Annotated in this window: 15 protein-coding genes, 1 tRNA gene and 1 pseudogene; 6 read left to right on the top strand and 11 right to left on the bottom strand. The window is 36.9% G+C overall.

The annotated features are described in order from the left end of the window. Positions 1 to 9 precede the first annotated feature (9 nt). Both IPP32_05125 and IPP32_05120 read right to left on the bottom strand, forming a co-directional pair. A complete protein-coding gene (locus tag IPP32_05125; protein ID MBL0047465.1) occupies positions 10 to 1,611 on the bottom strand; it encodes a T9SS type A sorting domain-containing protein in 1,602 nt (533 codons plus the stop codon). A 468-nt stretch (positions 1,612 to 2,079) separates the two neighbouring features. Then, the gene (locus IPP32_05120; GenBank protein ID MBL0047464.1) at positions 2,080 to 3,189 is read right to left on the bottom strand and encodes a hypothetical protein; all 1,110 of its coding nucleotides are present in this window, start codon (positions 3,187 to 3,189) and stop codon (positions 2,080 to 2,082) included. Between the two features lie 93 nt (positions 3,190 to 3,282). Between IPP32_05120 and IPP32_05115 the strand changes: the two genes are divergently transcribed. The 4 genes and pseudogenes from IPP32_05115 (at position 3,283) to IPP32_05100 (ending at position 6,044) form a co-directional block, all read left to right on the top strand. After that, entirely contained in the window at positions 3,283 to 4,194 is a 912-nt protein-coding gene (locus tag IPP32_05115) for a hypothetical protein (protein ID MBL0047463.1), read from the top strand. Between the two features lie 120 nt (positions 4,195 to 4,314). Next, positions 4,315 to 4,488, top strand: coding sequence for a hypothetical protein (locus IPP32_05110; GenBank protein ID MBL0047462.1), 174 nt, complete (start codon positions 4,315 to 4,317; stop codon positions 4,486 to 4,488). Continuing rightward, a pseudogene (locus IPP32_05105) lies at positions 4,485 to 4,943 on the top strand (recombinase family protein). The gene IPP32_05110 and the pseudogene IPP32_05105 overlap by 4 nt, the downstream one beginning before the upstream one ends. Positions 4,944 to 5,162: 219 nt before the next feature. Further along, the gene (locus IPP32_05100) at positions 5,163 to 6,044 is read left to right on the top strand and encodes a recombinase zinc beta ribbon domain-containing protein (GenBank protein ID MBL0047461.1); all 882 of its coding nucleotides are present in this window, start codon (positions 5,163 to 5,165) and stop codon (positions 6,042 to 6,044) included. Here IPP32_05100 and IPP32_05095 read toward each other — a convergent pair. From IPP32_05095 to IPP32_05070, 6 genes are all read right to left on the bottom strand, one after another. After that, positions 6,007 to 6,078 (bottom strand) — tRNA-Arg (locus IPP32_05095). The two genes, IPP32_05100 and IPP32_05095, sit on opposite strands and share 38 nt — an antisense overlap. Then, positions 6,052 to 6,312 (bottom strand): GIY-YIG nuclease family protein, encoded by a 261-nt coding sequence (locus tag IPP32_05090; GenBank protein MBL0047460.1) that lies wholly within the window; start codon positions 6,310 to 6,312, stop codon positions 6,052 to 6,054. The genes IPP32_05095 and IPP32_05090 overlap by 27 nt, the downstream gene beginning before the upstream one ends. A 284-nt stretch (positions 6,313 to 6,596) precedes the next feature. Then, a complete protein-coding gene (gene metG, locus IPP32_05085; protein MBL0047459.1) occupies positions 6,597 to 8,687 on the bottom strand; it encodes a methionine--tRNA ligase in 2,091 nt (696 codons plus the stop codon). Positions 8,688 to 8,773: 86 nt separating this feature from the next. Beyond that, on the bottom strand, positions 8,774 to 9,529 hold the full coding sequence (locus tag IPP32_05080; GenBank protein ID MBL0047458.1) for a response regulator transcription factor: 756 nt from the start codon (positions 9,527 to 9,529) through the stop codon (positions 8,774 to 8,776). Next, on the bottom strand, positions 9,530 to 10,558 hold the full coding sequence (locus IPP32_05075; GenBank protein MBL0047457.1) for a histidine kinase: 1,029 nt from the start codon (positions 10,556 to 10,558) through the stop codon (positions 9,530 to 9,532). Positions 10,559 to 10,774: 216 nt separating this feature from the next. Next, entirely contained in the window at positions 10,775 to 13,138 is a 2,364-nt protein-coding gene (locus IPP32_05070) for a TonB-dependent receptor (protein MBL0047456.1), read from the bottom strand. Positions 13,139 to 13,311: 173 nt separating this feature from the next. Between IPP32_05070 and IPP32_05065 the strand changes: the two genes are divergently transcribed. Both IPP32_05065 and IPP32_05060 read left to right on the top strand, forming a co-directional pair. Next, entirely contained in the window at positions 13,312 to 14,232 is a 921-nt protein-coding gene (locus tag IPP32_05065; protein ID MBL0047455.1) for an LD-carboxypeptidase, read from the top strand. Beyond that, positions 14,219 to 14,581: a YraN family protein gene (locus IPP32_05060; protein ID MBL0047454.1), complete on the top strand. Its 363-nt coding sequence runs from the start codon at positions 14,219 to 14,221 to the stop codon at positions 14,579 to 14,581. The genes IPP32_05065 and IPP32_05060 overlap by 14 nt, the downstream gene beginning before the upstream one ends. A 2-nt stretch (positions 14,582 to 14,583) precedes the next feature. Here IPP32_05060 and IPP32_05055 read toward each other — a convergent pair whose 3' ends face one another. The 3 genes from IPP32_05055 to IPP32_05045 all read right to left on the bottom strand — a co-directional run bounded on the left by IPP32_05055 (position 14,584) and on the right by IPP32_05045 (position 17,672). After that, positions 14,584 to 16,611: a thioredoxin domain-containing protein gene (locus tag IPP32_05055; protein MBL0047453.1), complete on the bottom strand. Its 2,028-nt coding sequence runs from the start codon at positions 16,609 to 16,611 to the stop codon at positions 14,584 to 14,586. 116 nt (positions 16,612 to 16,727) lie between these two features. Beyond that, on the bottom strand, positions 16,728 to 17,204 hold the full coding sequence (locus IPP32_05050; protein MBL0047452.1) for a hypothetical protein: 477 nt from the start codon (positions 17,202 to 17,204) through the stop codon (positions 16,728 to 16,730). Positions 17,205 to 17,216: 12 nt separating this feature from the next. Next, positions 17,217 to 17,672: a hypothetical protein gene (locus IPP32_05045; GenBank protein ID MBL0047451.1), complete on the bottom strand. Its 456-nt coding sequence runs from the start codon at positions 17,670 to 17,672 to the stop codon at positions 17,217 to 17,219.

Here is a 17,672-nt window from a genome sequence, read left to right as displayed (position 1 = left end):
TAGTAATGATTATAATTTTATTATTTTTCTGCTGAATATTTCTGTTCCGATATCGATTTCTATCCAGTAAATGCCAGAAGAAAGAGTAGATATATCGAATTTCACATTGGGTGTTAAGAATGAAGCTGAAATTACTTTCTGGCCCAATGAATTAAACATTCTAATATTAACTTTCTGATTAATTTTATTATCTAATATGACATTCAAAACATTCGATGCGGGATTCGGGAACAAGGTCACAAAAGAGTTTAAAGCTACCTTTCGAACTGATAAACCCGTATTGTAATTGAGCTTAATCGTAAAAAGCGAATCTTCAACAATAGAGTTTGGATCTCTAACAAAACCTGTGTAATATGATGAATTATTAAAATATTCAAAATCGTAAAAATTTCCATAAAAAGGTGTTCCTAGTTGCCAGTTAACAAAGCCGCTAGTGTCTATGGAAAGTGTGACCGCATTGCCACCATTTGAAAGATAACCACCACTAGCGCCAAGAATAATCGTTGAATCGTTTAAATATTTAGCCTTCAAGGTTAGATACCAATATCCACCCGTTGTGTCCTTCCCAAGTAACTTCCACTTCTGATTACCATTAATATCATATTTAACTATAAATCCCCTATTGAAGCCATTTCCTACTGATATTCCGTATGTATAAGTATTGAAACTTTTATCAATCAAAATACCTTTAGGAATATCTTGAATGTTACTGTTTGTGTCACTATAAAAAGGTATCATCCATTTAAGAATACCACTACTGTCAATCTTTAAAGTTCCGCAATCAAAACCGGTAGTGGTAGAAAGTCCTTCGATAGATGCGCCAATATATACATTCGCTGAATCATCAATTATAGTTGTATTTGGAACTCCATACTGATAAGCAGAATCTTGAATAACTGTCTCCCAAATTTTGTTTCCTAATGAATCATACTTTTCTATAAAGGTATCTGAACCGGGAGGACAACAGGTAGTTGAACCTACTAAATAAATATTCCCCAAACCATCAACTTCTGCACATATCCCCTCCTTGTAATCGGTCGATGAATCCATGGTGAACCAAAGCAAATTTCCAAAACTGTCATATTTAACTAGAACACTCTTTCTTACACCATTACCACTCAAGGAATCCATTTTTCCGGCTATGTATATAAATTGGTCATTATAAACTGTCATTGCATTAAACTCTCCCACTAACCCTTGTGCGTCTCCAAAATATCTGAGCCATTGGAAGTTTCCCTGACTGTTGTATTTAATAATGAAACCTTGCGCTGATTGAGAAAAAGATCCTGATCGGCCCATAACATATATGTTATCATAAGAATCGATCCACATATCCTTAGGACGAAATAAGAAGCCAACATTATCGCTATAAATTTGAGTCCATAGCGAATTCCCGATAGTGTCGTGCTTTTCAATATATAAATTCACATAAGAACCAAATATGTTAGTTCCCTGCCTTCCCACCGTTATAATAGTATTTTGGCTATCGTGCTGAATAAACGTACCAGTTGCAATGGGATCTTTGTCCGCCCAATCTAAACTAAGTGTAGGCTGAGAATACAATGCACCTGAAAAAAGTAGAATCAAAATCAATAAATGTTTTTTATTCATAAAATTGAAACTAAAAGCAGAACAAGGCATTTTTAAAAAGATTTAAATTGATAAGAAAAATTTCAAAAACGAATTAATAAGTTAAACAACGACACAAAAAAAGAAGAAAAAATATTTTGTCGCTATTATTTCAGAGTTCGTAGTACGAATTAAGTCATTTATTTTTAATTTACAATATTAAATCGCACTTAATTTTAGTTTTTTTTAGCAAGCAATCATCCCTATTTATTCTTCCTCTTTTCCCAATACAGCAATTCATTAGTTAGCAAGTCTCTATAATTCTGGAGTAGTAATGGTGAGCCACATGAAATAATTCATGCGAAATATCTAATTCTATATTGGCTACTGGGTCTTTATTTGTTCAGAGTAGAGATAGTTCTTCCTAAAGGTGGCAAATCGCGCATCTTTTGCTAATTTCAAGAACAAAAATTCCGGTTAGTTCCACTTTGGATTTCCGGAAACTGAGAATTATTCATTTGATTTAAAAACCTGATAAATCAAAGTGCCTGCAACAAATATTCCTGTCCCTATTAAAAGGCCTTTATAATTAAATTCTTTATCAGATTTATTTTTCATAATTCTATTAATTTTTGAAAAATCCTGTTCTACAGTTTCCGGAAATGCCTCCGCAAAAGGTTTCAAAATTCTACTCTTTGGAGCCTTTTTAATTTTAAATCGATCTAAGCCCCAATTGAATTCCTCGATTTTTTTCTTATTCTTCTCATAAAGCGGTTTCTCAAAAATATTGACCTCGGAAGCTGGGCTAAATCGGCCTTCTTGATACGCAATGCCATCCACCACCTTTATTATGAAATCGCAGTTGTGCGTTAAAGACTGGTCGCCCTTAAAATTACCCGATTTTGTTGCTTGTGTTATGGCCACAAAAGATTTGCTAGTGTTTTCATTTTTTAATAGTTCTAAAAACTCGCTCTCAATTCCGGCAACATTAATACTATCAATAAATACAAAATCAAATGTGCTCTTCGATAGAAAGCTCTTAATTTCATCCTTATCTCTTGTTTCAAGTATTTTCATTTTACTTCCACCAATATCTTTAATTTTTTGTTGAAGGGTCACACTCTCGCCTTCTTCCGCAGCAATGTATAAGACTCTGCCAAAATATTCTTCTAAGTAATCAGCCAAACGAATTGCTAAATTGCTTTTTCCTCCTTTGGGTAATCCCCAAATTACCGCAGAAAAGAACTTTTCAGGCTTGCCGATAAGCTCAAGGAATTTACCCTCAAATTCAAGGCATTGAAATTTCTTTTTTACCAATTCATCACCGGTAAATACTTTACTTGCTTTGGGCTTAATCACCTGTTCTATTTCCTGCTTCTTTTGCTGGGGTTCACTCATGCTTTGGCCTTCAATTGGCGCGTTCGGATTTCGTTCCGAACGCCCTGTGAAACCCAGTTCGGAACCGTTCGGAACGGGGTCAGAAAAACTCATACCCTTTTTCAGCATCATCTCCTTAACATGGTTATAAACTGTGGTTTTTCCAATGCCAAGTTGGGTTGCTATTTGCTTAAAACTTTTACCTTCCATGCGTAGTTTGAAGCATAATTCTTTAATGTCCATTTTAAATTTTATTAATTAATTTCAAACAAATATAAACATATTACAATTATGTCATATATTTGCCTATATTTTATTACTCTAATACAGTTAGAAATGAATGAATCAAAATTCAATGTCAATGATATAAAACTCTCCAACAATCTTTACGATTTGAACAAGGAGATTTTCACAAAAGCCTTTACATTAAAAGACTTGGGTATTAGCTCAAGAGTTCTCAAGTATTGGTCTTTAATGGGGATTCTGCGCGAAGAAAACAGAGCGGTGGATGAGAATCACAAACTCAATTTCACCGAATACATCTGGCTGAAAATCATTGTTGAATTAAGAGCATTTGGCTATCCAATAGAATGTATTAAAAAGGCTAAAGAGATTTTACTAAAAAAAGAATCTATTGCCGAATCTTTAAAGTTACATACAGACGAAGCCCTAATTGAGTTTTTAAGGGGGATGATAAAAGCAACATCGAATAAGGATATTCCGGTTAGTGCATTTCTTAATAGTCCTAGCTCTTGGCAAAAATACAAAACGGTTAAGCGTTCTCTCCTTGATAATACAATATTGATTCTTCTAGCAAGAAAAGAAAATATTGATTGGGTCTTTTTTAATGAGGGAGGTGCAGTGTATGTTCATGAGGATGCCGCCAAAAATTCGGAGCAAGTAATTACTTATCTAAAAAACAATTCTCACTTGCGAATTCCACTCTTGAATTTAATAATTCAATTTATTGAGGATACAAGTAAATTGGAATATGTAGAAAAATATGTGCTATTAAGTCCAAAAGAGATGGAAATTCTAAAGCATATTAGAAAGGGAGATTTTGAGTCTATTACTATTCATTTAAGGAACAACGAGCCTATAAGAATTGATGGTACACGAAAGATTAAAATTCCTAACACAGCTAGAATATCTGAAATTCTTGCTAAGAGATCTTATGAAAAAATTGAATTGGTTACACAGGAAGGAACCATTACTTACGCTACTAAAACTGTAAAAACAAAACTGTGAAAACAATCCCTGCTAATGCACTTAAAAAAGAAGGGTTAAAAGTTCCGCCAGTGCCGGACAAATAATAGTAAAGCTAACTTATTGATTTAATCAAAAGGACAAGCATGTTTATTGGATAACATGCTCTCATTAAATGAATGCAGAAAAATAATTGAAGAATACAATATATCAATCACCGATGAAGAGTTAACAGCTGTTCGAGATTGGCTTTACCATACAGCTGATAATGCCATTGAGATTGTGGAGCAAAGAGAAGCTAGCACTAAACAAAACCTCAAAAACAATTACTCATGAAAAAAAGAGCAATAATCTATACAAGGGTATCGACAGATGAGCAAAACAATGGCTACAGCCCAGCGGACCAGAAAGATAAACTCTATCGGTATTGCGAAAACAATGACCTAGATGTTGTTGGATTTTATCATGATGATGAAAGCGCTAAAACATTTAACCGCCCCGAGTGGATTAAGGTTATGAAGATTATTAAAATGAATAAGGGCTTTGTGGATTATATTTATTTTTTGAAATGGGACAGGTTCTCCCGCAATGTTGCTGAAGCTTTTATTGAAATTAAGGAATTAAGAAAACTTGGTGTTGAGCCTAGGGCTATTGAACAGCCACTTGATTTTAAAATCCCTGAAAGTAAAATTATGCTCTCAATTTACCTTGCTGCTCCAGAAGTGGATAATGATCGCAGGGCTCTAAATGTGTTTCATGGCATTAGAAGAGGTAAAAAAGAAGGGCGTTGGCTAGGTACATGTATCAAGGGTTATAAGAACGCAAGGGATGAAAACAATAAACCTATAATTATTCCTGAAGGTGGTCAAAAAGAAGAATTGGTAAAGAAAGCCTTTGCCGAATTTGCTACAGGTTTATATAACATTGAACAGTTGCGTGGAAAGCTAAATAAAGAAGGTTTTAAAGCAAATCGAAATTCCTTTTGGGCTATGCTTCGTAATAAAGGTTATATCGGAAAAGTACTTGTTCCTGCCTATGAAAATGAAAAGGAAGAATGGGTGCAAGGAAAACATAAGCCCTTAATTGATGAACAAACATTTTATACCGTTCAGGATATCCTCGCTGGGCGAAAAAAGAATATCCCCAATAAGTTTAGAACACAAAGAGATGAATTGCCATTGAGGGGTTTTCTTTTATGTCCACAATGCGGAAAGAGGCTAACAGGCTCAGCATCTACCGGACGCAAAGGAGATAAATTTTTCTACTACCATTGTTCCAAGGGCTGTAAAGAAAGGCAGGTAGCTGAAATTGCTAATCACGAATTTGAAAACATACTTTCTAAATTTAAATCGAATGAGCTTGCTATTAAGTTACAAGGAGCTGTTTTAAAAGATAGATTGCAGAAAAAAAATAATGATGGCAAGGCTGAATTGGAAAGAGTAGGAAAAGAAATTGCGAAACAGAAAGTAAGAATACAAAATGCGAAGGAGTTAATGTTAGATGGTGAATTTTCTGCCACCGATTACAAGAACATGAAATTGGAGATTGAGGAAAAGATTGATTCTTTAACAAGAGAAGAAGCAAATCTAAGGGTAGGAAGCGAAAATCAGTCAGCAAAGGTTCAACAATGCTTAGAGATACTTGTAAACCTCCATCAATACTACGTTTCAGGAGATACTTCCAAAAAACAGAGTATTATTGGTTCGATATTTCCCGAAAAGCTGACTTTTGAAAATCAAAAGTATCGAACCACAAAAGTGAATTGGGTTGTCGCAATGCTTTGCAGCAATATCAAGGATTTTAAAGACAATAAAAAAGGGAAAGGTTTGTTTTCTAACAACCTTTCCCTTAGAGTGGCCCCAGCGGGAATCGAACCCACATCAAAAGTTTAGGAAACTTCTATTCTATCCGTTGAACTATGGCGCCAAGTATTCTCTTCAATTTTTCTTTTCCAGATCCTGATTTATAATATTTTTCATACTCTCTTGCTTCAATTCTTGTTGCAAATGCCCTTGTGAAAAATAACTCCCAAGGAACAAATCCCTTTGTTGATTGTGTCTTCCCTGAATTATGCTCTACTAATCGACTTGATGGATCTTCACTTATGCCAACATAAATCCTTCTATCAACTTTACTCACTAATGCGTATACAAAGTACATATAAATTTTCAAAAGTTTAGGAAACTTCTATTCCCTGCCTGCCGTCGCATTGGCCTGTGTTACGGTAGGCAGGTATCCGTTGAACTATGGCGCCTATTTAGTAGTGAGATTTGAGTATTGAGATTTGAGATTTGAGTATTAAGTACAAAGACTATTTGTTGGTTTTTAAATCTTCCCTTTCTTTAGCAAAACACTTGAAACCAAAAACCTGAAACCATTCACTTGTAACTTTAAACCAAAAACCTGAAACCATTATCCTGAAACTTTAAACCAAAAACCTGAAACTATTTTATGGAAGAACCATTATTCATCTGCTCTTTCGATGGTGCTACAAAATCCAATTCTCCGGCAGCATTCTCAGCCATCAAAATCATTCCTCTCGATTCAATTCCCTTTATTTTTCTTGGAGCTAAATTCACTAAGATGCTTACTTTTTTTCCAATAATATTTTCTGGATTAAAACTAGCAGCAATGCCCGAAACAACTGTTCTTTTATCAATTCCGGTATCTATTAAAAGCTTCAATAACTTATCTGTTTTAGGAACACGCTCTGCTTCTAAAATAGTTCCAACCCGTATATCCATTTTACAAAACTCATCAAAACTCGTTTCAGGTTTACTGTTTACAGTTTCAGGTTTTACTGTTTGATTGCTAACGTCCAATTGCTCATTGCTAACGCTGGCAGGTGCATGAAGCTTTGCTACTTGTGCTTCTACGGCTGCATCTTCTATCTTCTCAAACAATAATTTTACTTCTCCCAATGGATGTCCGGGTTTTAAAAGTTGGCCTTGCAAATCAGTCTTCCAATTCAAAGATTCCATAGCGAGCATCGAATAAATTTTTTCGGAAGTATGCGGTAAGAAAGGCTCACTTAAAGCTGCTAAATACGCAGTGATTTCAAGACCCAGATACATAATTGTTTTTACTCTTTCTTCATCCGTTTTAATAAGCTTCCAAGGTTCTGTGTCAGCTAAATATTTATTTCCGTTGCGGGCCAGATTAATCAAATCACTTAAGGCATCACGCAATTTAAATTTCGAAATATTTTCCTTTATAGATTCCTTTGCTTGATTTATGGATGCAATAACTTGCTTATCCATTTCAGTAAAATCGCCCGCTTGAGGCACTACTCCATTGTAATATTTTTGAGTGAGCACCAATACACGGTTTACAAAATTGGCATAAATGGCCACCAACTCATTGTTTACCCGTGCTTGAAAATCTTTCCAGGTAAACTCACTGTCTTTAGTTTCCGGAGCGATAGAGGTTAAAACAAAACGCAATTCATCCTGCTTGTTTGGAAATTCTTTTAAGTATTCATGTAACCACACCGCCCAATTTCGTGAAGTAGAAAGCTTATCCCCTTCTAAATTCAAAAATTCATTGGCAGGCACATTATCCGGCAAAATATAATCTCCGTGTGCTTTTAAAATGGCCGGAAAAATAATGCAGTGAAACACAATATTATCCTTTCCAATAAAATGAATCAGGCGCGAATCGCTGCTTTGCCAGTATTTTTTCCAATCCTCTTCTTGTCCCTTTTTGGTAGCAAAATATTCCTTTGTTGCTGATACATATCCAATAGGCGCATCAAACCACACATACAATACTTTTCCTTCTGAATCTGGCAGTGGCACCGGCACGCCCCAATCCAAATCACGTGTCATTGCTCGCGGTTGCAATCCATCTCCACTGTCAATCCACGATTTGCATTGCCCTAGCACATTGCTCTTCCAATCGTTGGCATGCTCTTCTAAAATCCATTTGCGCAACTCGGAAGCATACTCATTCAAAGGCAAGAACCAATGTTTTGTTTCCTTTAATATGGGCTTATTTCCACTCAATTTTGATTTAGGATTTATTAAATCCAGCGGACTTAAAGATGTCCCACAACGTTCGCATTGATCCCCATAAGCATGCTCATTGCCGCACTTGGGGCAGGTTCCTTCAATATAGCGATCGGCCAAAAATTGATTTTGTTCTTCGTCAAAATATTGCTTGGTAACTTGCTCGGTAAATTTTCCTTTGTTGTAAAGTGTAGTAAAAAACTCCGCTGCGGTTTCATGATGCACTTTTGCGGAGGTGCGGGAATAATGATCAAATGAGATTCCAAATTCGGAAAAGGCATCCTTCATAATGCCATGGTATTTATCCACCACTTGCTGGGGTGTAATACCAAGCGCCTTTGCTTTGATAGTAATGGGAACTCCATGCTCATCGCTTCCACAAATAAACAACACATCCTCCCCTATCAAACGGAGGTAACGCACATACACATCGGCCGGTAAATAACATCCCGCAAGGTGCCCAATGTGCACCGGCCCATTCGCGTAAGGAAGGGCAGCCGTAACCATATTTCTTTTAAAATCGCTCATAACTGAATCTCGTTTTCTCAAACGGAGGGCAAAGATAATAATTAGGCGGGCTTTAACGAATTGCTGTGTGGCTAAAAAGTAGGAAATCAGGCTTTTCCCAACCAAGATTTAAAAGCTTGTGCCTTCTCACGCGAAATGATGATTTCTTCCTCAGAATCAGGATTTACCAAGGCTTTCAACTTCCCATTAAAACTGTTTTTTACCTGTGTTACCGCATCAATGGAAATTAAAAACTGACGGTTAGCACGATAAAAAAGATCCGGATTTAAAGTACTTTCAAGTGTATCCAACGTAAATTCTAAAAGGTAACGTTGGTTGGATTTTGTTTTGGCAAATACAACTTTCTCCTCCGCATAAAAATAAGCGATATCACTGGTCAATAAAGGAAAATAAGCATCTCCCTTTTTTACTAAAAAACGTTCTCTAAAAGTGGTTCTTCCTTTTAATAATTGCGACAATATTCCCTTTAAATCGTTTGAAACAGCCGGGTTTCCTTGTTTAAATTTAGTGAGCGCACGCTCCAAGTTATCCTTTTCTATGGGCTTAAGCAGGTAATCAATACTATTTACTGAAAATGCTTTGATGGCATACTCATCAAAAGCCGTGGTAAAAATTATAGGCGTTTGAATATCCACCTGTTCTACAATTTCGAAACTCAATCCATCAGCCAGTTGAATATCCATAAAAAACAAATCGGGAGCGGGATTTTGCATGCACCATTTTACAGCACTCTCCACACTATCGAGCAACGCAAGCACTTCCACGTTTGGCTCCAACTCTGTGACCAACTTTTGCAAGCGGCGTGCAGCTACTGCTTCATCTTCAATAATTACAACTCTCATTTACAATAAGGGCAACGAAACTTTAAATTCAAATTCATTTTGTTCAATCTTCACTTCCTTCTCCGAAAGTATGGAATAGCGTTTACAAATATTGGGCAATCCCAAGCCATGATTTTGTTCCGAAAAATTCTTTTTCTGCAATCTATTCTTCACATAAATATACTCCTTTTCATCCAACCCAATTTCAATCAGTAAAGGCTTTTCAGCTGATACTATATTGTGTTTGATGGCATTCTCAATCAACATTTGCAAGCAAAGAGGCGCAATTTTTTTGCTCAAGTATTTTTCATCAATTACCAGATTTATTTGCAAATTTTTCTCAAATCTGTTTTGCAATAAAAATATATACGACTGCGTGAATTCCAATTCCGTTTTTAAATCAGTGAGCTCCTTTTCGCGGCTTTGCAGCACGTAACGATACACTTGCGAAAGTTGTCCCACAAAACGCACCGCAATACTCGGATTTTCTTCAATTAATGCAGTAAGTGTATTTAAACTATTGAATAAAAAGTGTGGATTTACCTGGCTTTTCAACGTCTCAAATTGAGCAATAATACTTTCTCTTTTCAGCTCCTCGGCATGCACTAAGGCCTCCTTCCATTTCCCTAAAAAATAACTGCTTTCGTAAATGGCAATAATGAGAAACGTAATAATTAAACTCAATTGCGACATGTATATGCGATCGGCATTACACAAGGGAGCACCGGGGAACATCCGCATAAGCGAAAGAAAAATAATATTACTGGCAAGTAATGAAAATCCGGTACACAGCGCCAATTGCCAGAGTAAGCGTTTGCCAACTTGTCTGTAATCTTGATATTGATTGCGTAATAATATAACAATGTAGCGATTGCCTTCCCAAAGAATAAGTGTAGAGAAAATGGAAATAAAAATATTTATATAAATAAAGTTTTCAGGCACAGATGAGCCTTGCTTCCCAAATAAGAGTGTAGTTAAAAAACCAACAAGCGGGATAAATACTATCCGCGCCCATCGATCTTTTGGTTTTTCTATTTTCTTTTTATCCATTTTCTTAAAATTCACATCCAAAGTCTATCCCATCAATTAATCAAAGTCAGTCTGAGCGTAGTCGAAGACCCCCTTCGACTAAGCTCAGGAGGACATACGTTTATTTTCTTCAATTCAAAACTATTTCAAATCCCAATTCAAAAAAATCAACTACTAAATGTCAGTCTGAGCGTAGTCGAAGACCCCTTCGACTATGCTCAAGAGGACAAATTATTTTTAAAACAAAATTCTATATTGTGGAATTACAAATAAACCAATTTGATACTCCGTACGCAAATCCTGTTTTTGTGGGTCATAGGTACGTTGAAAAATATTTTTATTGCCGCTTACATTCTGTATGTCCACTGAAAACTCTTGCGTAATTCTTCTACCATTTCTTTTGTAACTCAACTTTACATCGCTTCTAAAATAATCTTTTAGCTTGGTTTCATATGCATCACTTTCGATATATACAACACTTCCCTTCAAGTTTGAAGCCTCTAAATCAATAGGTACTTCGCGTTTCCCACCGGCATAGGTAACTTTAACATCAATAGAGATAAGTGATTTTTTATTTATAGTAAATTCCTTTCCAGCCAAAGCATTGTATGTGTAATTTCCGTTAAATGCTGTATTGCGCTCAACCCCATCACTACCTTTGTATTTGCTATCAAACAGCGAGGCAGTAATCAAGAAATAATAACCCTTGCTATAAAACTTCTCCAACGTTAATTCCACTCCGAAGTTTGTTCCTGTACCTTTATTCACAAGACTATCGATGGAAGGATTATTAAAATCGGCACCGGCATTTACTGCTGAATAGTAACTTTTACGCTGGGTTACCGGAATATCATACAAGTATTGATAATAGGCTTCTGCCTTTAGGCGCATACTCTTTGTAAAAGCATTATCATAGCCTAACACCAACTGATTGCTGCGCGAAAAATCTAAGTTTTTATTGGTTAGAATTCGTTCCCCGGTGGATGGAATATAACTCTCGTCAAAATAGGTAAAAATACTTTGCATTTGACTATGCATTCCTGCGCCTATATTGATAGATTGACCTTCTTTAAATTCCCATTTAATACCTACTCGCGGTTCCACGGCGTAAGAATTATTGATGGCCAATTGCTGATAATGTACACCCAAATTGCTAGTAATTTTATCGGTAAATTTATGTTGCCATTGCACATAGGCTTGGTATAAAAAACTATTGCCACTGCTGTTGCGCAAGCGCTGATAAACAGGAGCATCAAACACACTATCCTTTAATGAATACATAATGTCATCCACAAAGAAACCGGTCTTCAAAGTGTTTTTAGCATTGAATTTTTTCACCAGCACATAGTTTGCGCTAAGCTTGGTATTAGAAGAGGTATTACCGTAATAAGCAATTGGAGTTCTATCAAAAGTGCTTAACGAATCTTGTTGAATTTTGGTTGAAAAGCCCGAAGCCGACAAACTTAATTTCCCAAAAGTACTGCTGTTAAAGGAATACACATGTTGCAATCCAACAACCCCCATATTGGAACCAAAATAAGTATCGGTTCCGGAAGTACTGTAAAAATCCTTTGCGGTACTGTCCTTTTTACTGTCTAAAAATTCTATGTAGCTAATTCCACCCACTCCAAACAAGCTGAATTTTCCAGCTTTTTCGGTAGGCAAATCCACTTTAAAAGATAAATCCTGATACTGGGGAACAGCACTACCGGTTCCAAAATTTGCGCCCATGGCCTGAAACACCGCAAGTGACGAATAACGGTAATTCACCAAATAAGAAGCTTTGCTCTTTTTTGAAAAGGGTCCTTCTATTCCGCCTTCAAAACCTGTAAACCCAAGCTGAAACATGTGTTCATGCTTTTCATTATTTCCGGAACGCATCCGCAAATCAAATACCCCAGCCAAAGCATTGCCATATTCCGATGGAAACGCACCTGTCAAGAAATCGGAATTATCGAGCACATTATTGTTTAAAATTCCTACCGGACCACCTGTAGATCCAAGCGAACCAAAATGATTGGGATTAGGAATGTCCATGCCATTTAAACGCCACAAAACGCCTTGAGGAGAGTTACCTCGAATTATAATATCGTTGCGCGAATCGTTGGCGCCGCTCACACCTGCATAATTTGCTGCCATGCGCGCCGGGTCATTGCGACTACCGGCATAACGGCTCGTTTCTTCAATCGTGAAAGAACGGGCACTCACAGTTGCCATCTCGTTTATAGCTTTAGTTTTTTCACGCTCCGCAGAAATCACCACTTCTTTTCCTTGTACTACCGATTCTTCCATCTCAATGGTAATAATGGTTTCCTTACCGCTAGTAACAATCACTTGTATCACCCTTTCGCGATAACCAACATACGTTGCTTTTAAGGTTTGACGGCCAACAGGAACCTTTTCCAAACGAAAATTACCATCCAAATCACTTGCATTGCCGGTAAAGCTTTCGCTTGTGAGCAACACCACACTTACACCTACTAAAGGTGTTTTAGATTGATTGTCAATTACCACGCCTCGTATGGTTTGAGTGGGTTCTTGGGCAAATAAACTACTTGCCAATAATAAAATTAAAAAGGTTAAAATGGCTTCCTTAATCATTTTCTGAAAGGATGTGTACGGCTGCGTATTCATGTGTGCTGTTTTTTTTTGACAAAGATGTACTATGCTTCTCCAACATTAAAGCACTTTCTGACGAAGCGTATTTTTTTGCAACTGAAGTGTAATTTTGTTGTAGCGCTGATAAAAATAATCTGCACATTTGTGAAACGCTTATGAAAACTATACTCCCTCCAAAATTACAAAAAGGCGACAAAGTTGCGCTCATTTCAAGTGCCCGAAAAGTGGCTCCCGAAGAAATTCAGAAAGCAATTGACACCCTAACACAATGGGGTTTAGAAGTAATACTTGGTAAAAATTTATTTGCCCAACAAAATCAATTTGCAGGGAGTGATGCACAGAGAGCTTCCGATTTGCAGGAAGCTTTGGATGATGAAAAGATACATGCGGTGCTTTTCGCTCGGGGCGGATATGGCACGGTGCGCATCATTGACAAAATTGATTTTAGCCGATTTGTGAAAAGTCCTAAATGGATAATTGGATACAGCGACATAAGCGTATTGCACGCACACCTTGAAGCCAACTTCGCCATAGCAAGTTTACATTCCCCTATGGCTTTCAGCTTCCAAAAAGCAGGAAGGGAAGAAATTGAAAAAATAAAATCCGCTTTGTTCACGGGAACTCAATCCTACGAAATACCGGCACATCCTTTCAACAGAAAGGGACAAGCAACTGGAAAAATAATAGGTGGAAATTTATCGATACTCTATTCACTTTTGGCTTCTGCGAGCGACGTGGATACCAAAGGAAAAATTCTTTTTTTAGAAGACTTGGATGAATACCTCTATCATATTGACCGAATGATGATGGCCCTGAAAAGAAGCGGAAAATTAGCACATTTGGCAGGTCTGGTAATTGGAGGCATGAGCGATATGAAAGACAATACAATTCCCTTCGGAAAAACAGCAGAAGAAATAATTTGTGATGCCGTAAAAGAATTCGATTATCCGGTTTGTTTTGGTTTTCCTTCCGGACATATTCCTGCAAATTTTCCTCTTATTTTGGGTGATACAATTGAATTAAATAGTGCGGATAAGGTGGAATTGAAATCCGTTTCGTTAAATGGCACAACATAATGATTTAGGAATTAAAGGCGAAGCTGCAGCGCGCGATTACCTCATTTTAAAGGGATACAAAATACTTGATATCAACTGGAGGTTTGAGAAATGTGAATTGGATATCGTTTGCGAAGTAGACAAGCTAATTGTATTTGTTGAGGTTAAAACTCGCTCCAATACTGATTTTGGCTCACCTGCTGAATTTGTTGGCCCTGCAAAACAAGCTAAATTAATTGAAGGTGCCGAAGCCTATTTAGAACAAAAAAACAGTGAGAAAGAAATCCGATTTGATATAATTGAAGTCCTTTACCAAAACAATAAGTTTAAAATTGTGCACATGGAAGATGCCATTCGTGATGGCATATAAATTTAATGCAGTTGATTTAAAGCCTCTTTCACGCTGGAAACAGGTCGCTGACAAGTTTTGTTTTTGCACACATAAATCAAGGTTTTACCGGCAATATATTTCCCTTCCAATAGCGGCAATTTACTTTCAGCCCTAGTGCCAAGAAGCAACTTATTTGGAATAAAATGTTGTTCCAATTCCTTACGAATTTTTTCAGCATCTTCACCAACAACTGCAATCTCATAATAAGGGCCAACAAAATTTTGCAGCAACATGGCCCAATTCGAATAGCCGGCACCATAGCCCTGCATGAGGGGTTTTACATTTTGCAACATTTGTTTTGCTTTCTCGATATACTCTTCTTTATCCAGATAGTGCCCCAACAGATAAAGAACTTTAGCCATAACTGAATTCGATGCAGGAATTACATTGTCGGATGTTTCCATTTTGCGGGCAATTAAAGCAACATCCTTGGTAGAAGTAAAAAAGAAAAACCCACTCTCTTCATCATAAAAATGAGCAATGCTATATGCTGTTAATTGTTGCGCTATTGTCAAATATTTTTCATCGAAGCTCGCTTCGTACAAGGCAATAAAAGCTTCGGCACAAAAAGCATAATCTTCCAAAAAACCATTAATGCTTGCTTTTCCATTCTTATAGCTATGAAACATACAACTGTCATCCAACATCATTTTTTCGCAAATAAAATTAGCAGTCCGCACTGCTTGTTCTAAATATTTGGGTTCATTAAAAACTTTGTAAGCATCCACATAGCCCTTTATCATCAATGCATTCCATGAACACAAAATTTTATCGTCCAATCCGGGATGCACTCTTTTTTCTCTTTCTGCAGCTAATACTTTTTTACATCGGTCAAGCCTAGCTATTAATTCACTTACAGGAATTTTTAATTGATTTGCAATTTCCTCGTCTTGTTTTTTTCGCAGTAAAATGTAATTGCCATGCTCCCAAAATCCAATTTCATTGATATTGAAATAGGCTGCAAACAATGTAAAATCTGCTCCAAGGAGCTGCTCCAATTCTGTCTTCTTCCAAACGTAATATTTTCCTTCTTCCCCTTCACTATCTGCATCCAAAGCCGAATAAAAAGCACCTTCTGCAGAAGTCAATTCCCGCTGCACAAATTCCAGTGTTTCTTCCACCACTTGTTTATACAAAGGGTCCTTGCTGTATTGAAAGGCTTCACTGTAAAGACTTACCAACTGAGCGTTATCATAACCCATTTTTTCGAAATGCGGAACTTTCCATAAATAATCAGTTGAATAGCGCGAAAATCCTCCACCCAACTGATCGTAAATTCCACCAAAGGCCATTTTTGCTAAAGTTAATTTTACATGCGCTAAAGCCTCGGGATGGGCATTCAAAACTGCATAGCGCAATAAAAATTGATAATTGTTTGGCAATGGAAATTTTGGTGCTCGATTCGGCCCTCCCTCCACTTTGTCAAAGCGTTTCGACCATTCCTCATATATTTTAGTTAAGTCTTCCGAATCGAATACTTCTTGGCTTTCATTGCGTTTAATTAATTCGCTTTGCTTAATTCCGTCTGTTAATTTTGCTGCATATTCGAATACTTTGTTGGGTTCGTTTTTAAATAAATCTGCAATATTCAACAATACATTTTTCCATTTTTCAGTGGGGAAATAAGTGCCCCCATAAACTGGGCGCCCATCCGGCAATGCAAAACAATTAAGTGGCCAACCTCCACTGCCGGTCATTAATTGCACTGCATTCATATATACCTGATCAATATCCGGCCGTTCCTCCCGATCCACTTTAATGCAGATATAATGTTCGTTCATGATCTTTGCAACCTCTTCGTTTTCAAAACTCTCATGCTCCATCACATGACACCAATGGCAAGCGGAATAACCAATGCTTATGAGCAGCATTTTATTTTCCGCCTTTGCCTTCGCCAAAGTACTGTCGTTCCATGGATACCAGTCCACAGGATTGTGCGCATGTTGCAGCAAATACGGACTGCTTTCGTGAATAAGATGATTTGTGAACTTGTGGTGTTTTGTATCCATTGTGTTTTTTGTTGAAGGAGTTCTTTGACAAGAACAGATTATCAAAATTACGCATGCAAATAGGTAAATTAAAATCCATCCACAGCAAAAAGGCTTGTGTAGCACTTTATTGAAAACTAATATGAAAAGGGAATTTTGGTAGTCTCATCCACCGGAAAGCTCCTCGAAATGCCCAAGGATCGTGCTCTAATCGTTCCCTTCATGCTAATGGTGGCTTGGTTGCTTTTAAATAGGGAAAGCAAGGAAGCAAAGCCTCCCAACAGCGCATTTGAAACGCCCACATGAATAATAAATTTTTGACTTACTTCGGAGTGGCCCGCTATGGTTACTTTATTTTTCAAAGCGGCTTTACCCATGTCCACTTTATTCAACACAATATTGATGTCTGCCTCCGTAATCGTAAATTTTAAAAAATTGGGATTGGCAATCACCATGTTCACTTCCATGTCCACGCCATCGGTAGAGGAATTTAGGATTTTTACAGATTCCACTTTCTTCAATTCAATTGGCTTTAATCCCGAACAGGAAATACAGGCAGCAATCGAAAATATTAGCAAAGGCAAAACAACATAAATCCATTTTGAAAATTTCATGGCTGTATTAAATTACTTGATAACGCTTAGGCCGGAAGTAGTAATGGTATTGCTTGAATTACCAGCCCTATCTTTCAAATAAAGCGAGTATTCAACCGCTTGAGAAGAGCTCCCATCCAAAATTGCAGCATTATTTAACTCTACCATTAAATTGCCTTCAATTGGAATTCCGGCACCGCTTGGAGCCAATTGTTTAACGCGAAACTGATAGGTAATTTGGTTGCGTGAATCCGTTACAAAAAGATTTTTTATACCATCGGCATTTTCGCCAATGTCGCCATCTCCATCTTTGTAATATACATTAAAAACGACCTTGTCTTTGTATTCTCTAATTTGAGTTGGACTTACTTCTACCAGTTTTATTTCGGGCACATTGCTAATTTCTACCTTATCCTTTTTGCAGGAAAAAATTAAAGAAATTGCACTTGCCAATGCGAACAGAAATAATTTATTTTTTACGTGTTGCAT

Source organism: Bacteroidota bacterium (assembly GCA_016721765.1).
In the GTDB taxonomy this organism is placed as follows: domain Bacteria; phylum Bacteroidota; class Bacteroidia; order UBA4408; family UBA4408; genus UBA4408.
Note: the sequence above shows the minus strand (reverse complement) of the source record. Positions and strands in the feature narration are given on the sequence as shown.

Bases quoted from the DNA above. Each gene is read 5' to 3' on its own strand.
- IPP32_05125 (MBL0047465.1), bottom strand. From the start codon at position 1,611: ATGAATAAAAAACATTTATTGATTTTGATTCTACTTTTTTCAGGTGCA.
- IPP32_05120 (MBL0047464.1), bottom strand. From the start codon at position 3,189: ATGGACATTAAAGAATTATGCTTCAAACTACGCATGGAAGGTAAAAGT.
- IPP32_05115 (MBL0047463.1), top strand. From the start codon at position 3,283: ATGAATGAATCAAAATTCAATGTCAATGATATAAAACTCTCCAACAAT.
- IPP32_05110 (MBL0047462.1), top strand. From the start codon at position 4,315: ATGCTCTCATTAAATGAATGCAGAAAAATAATTGAAGAATACAATATA.
- IPP32_05090 (MBL0047460.1), bottom strand. From the start codon at position 6,312: ATGTACTTTGTATACGCATTAGTGAGTAAAGTTGATAGAAGGATTTAT.
- metG (MBL0047459.1), bottom strand. From the start codon at position 8,687: ATGAGCGATTTTAAAAGAAATATGGTTACGGCTGCCCTTCCTTACGCG.
- IPP32_05080 (MBL0047458.1), bottom strand. From the start codon at position 9,529: ATGAGAGTTGTAATTATTGAAGATGAAGCAGTAGCTGCACGCCGCTTG.
- IPP32_05075 (MBL0047457.1), bottom strand. From the start codon at position 10,558: ATGGATAAAAAGAAAATAGAAAAACCAAAAGATCGATGGGCGCGGATA.
- IPP32_05070 (MBL0047456.1), bottom strand. From the start codon at position 13,138: ATGATTAAGGAAGCCATTTTAACCTTTTTAATTTTATTATTGGCAAGT.
- IPP32_05065 (MBL0047455.1), top strand. From the start codon at position 13,312: ATGAAAACTATACTCCCTCCAAAATTACAAAAAGGCGACAAAGTTGCG.
- IPP32_05060 (MBL0047454.1), top strand. From the start codon at position 14,219: ATGGCACAACATAATGATTTAGGAATTAAAGGCGAAGCTGCAGCGCGC.
- IPP32_05055 (MBL0047453.1), bottom strand. From the start codon at position 16,611: ATGGATACAAAACACCACAAGTTCACAAATCATCTTATTCACGAAAGC.
- IPP32_05050 (MBL0047452.1), bottom strand. From the start codon at position 17,204: ATGAAATTTTCAAAATGGATTTATGTTGTTTTGCCTTTGCTAATATTT.
- IPP32_05045 (MBL0047451.1), bottom strand. From the start codon at position 17,672: ATGCAACACGTAAAAAATAAATTATTTCTGTTCGCATTGGCAAGTGCA.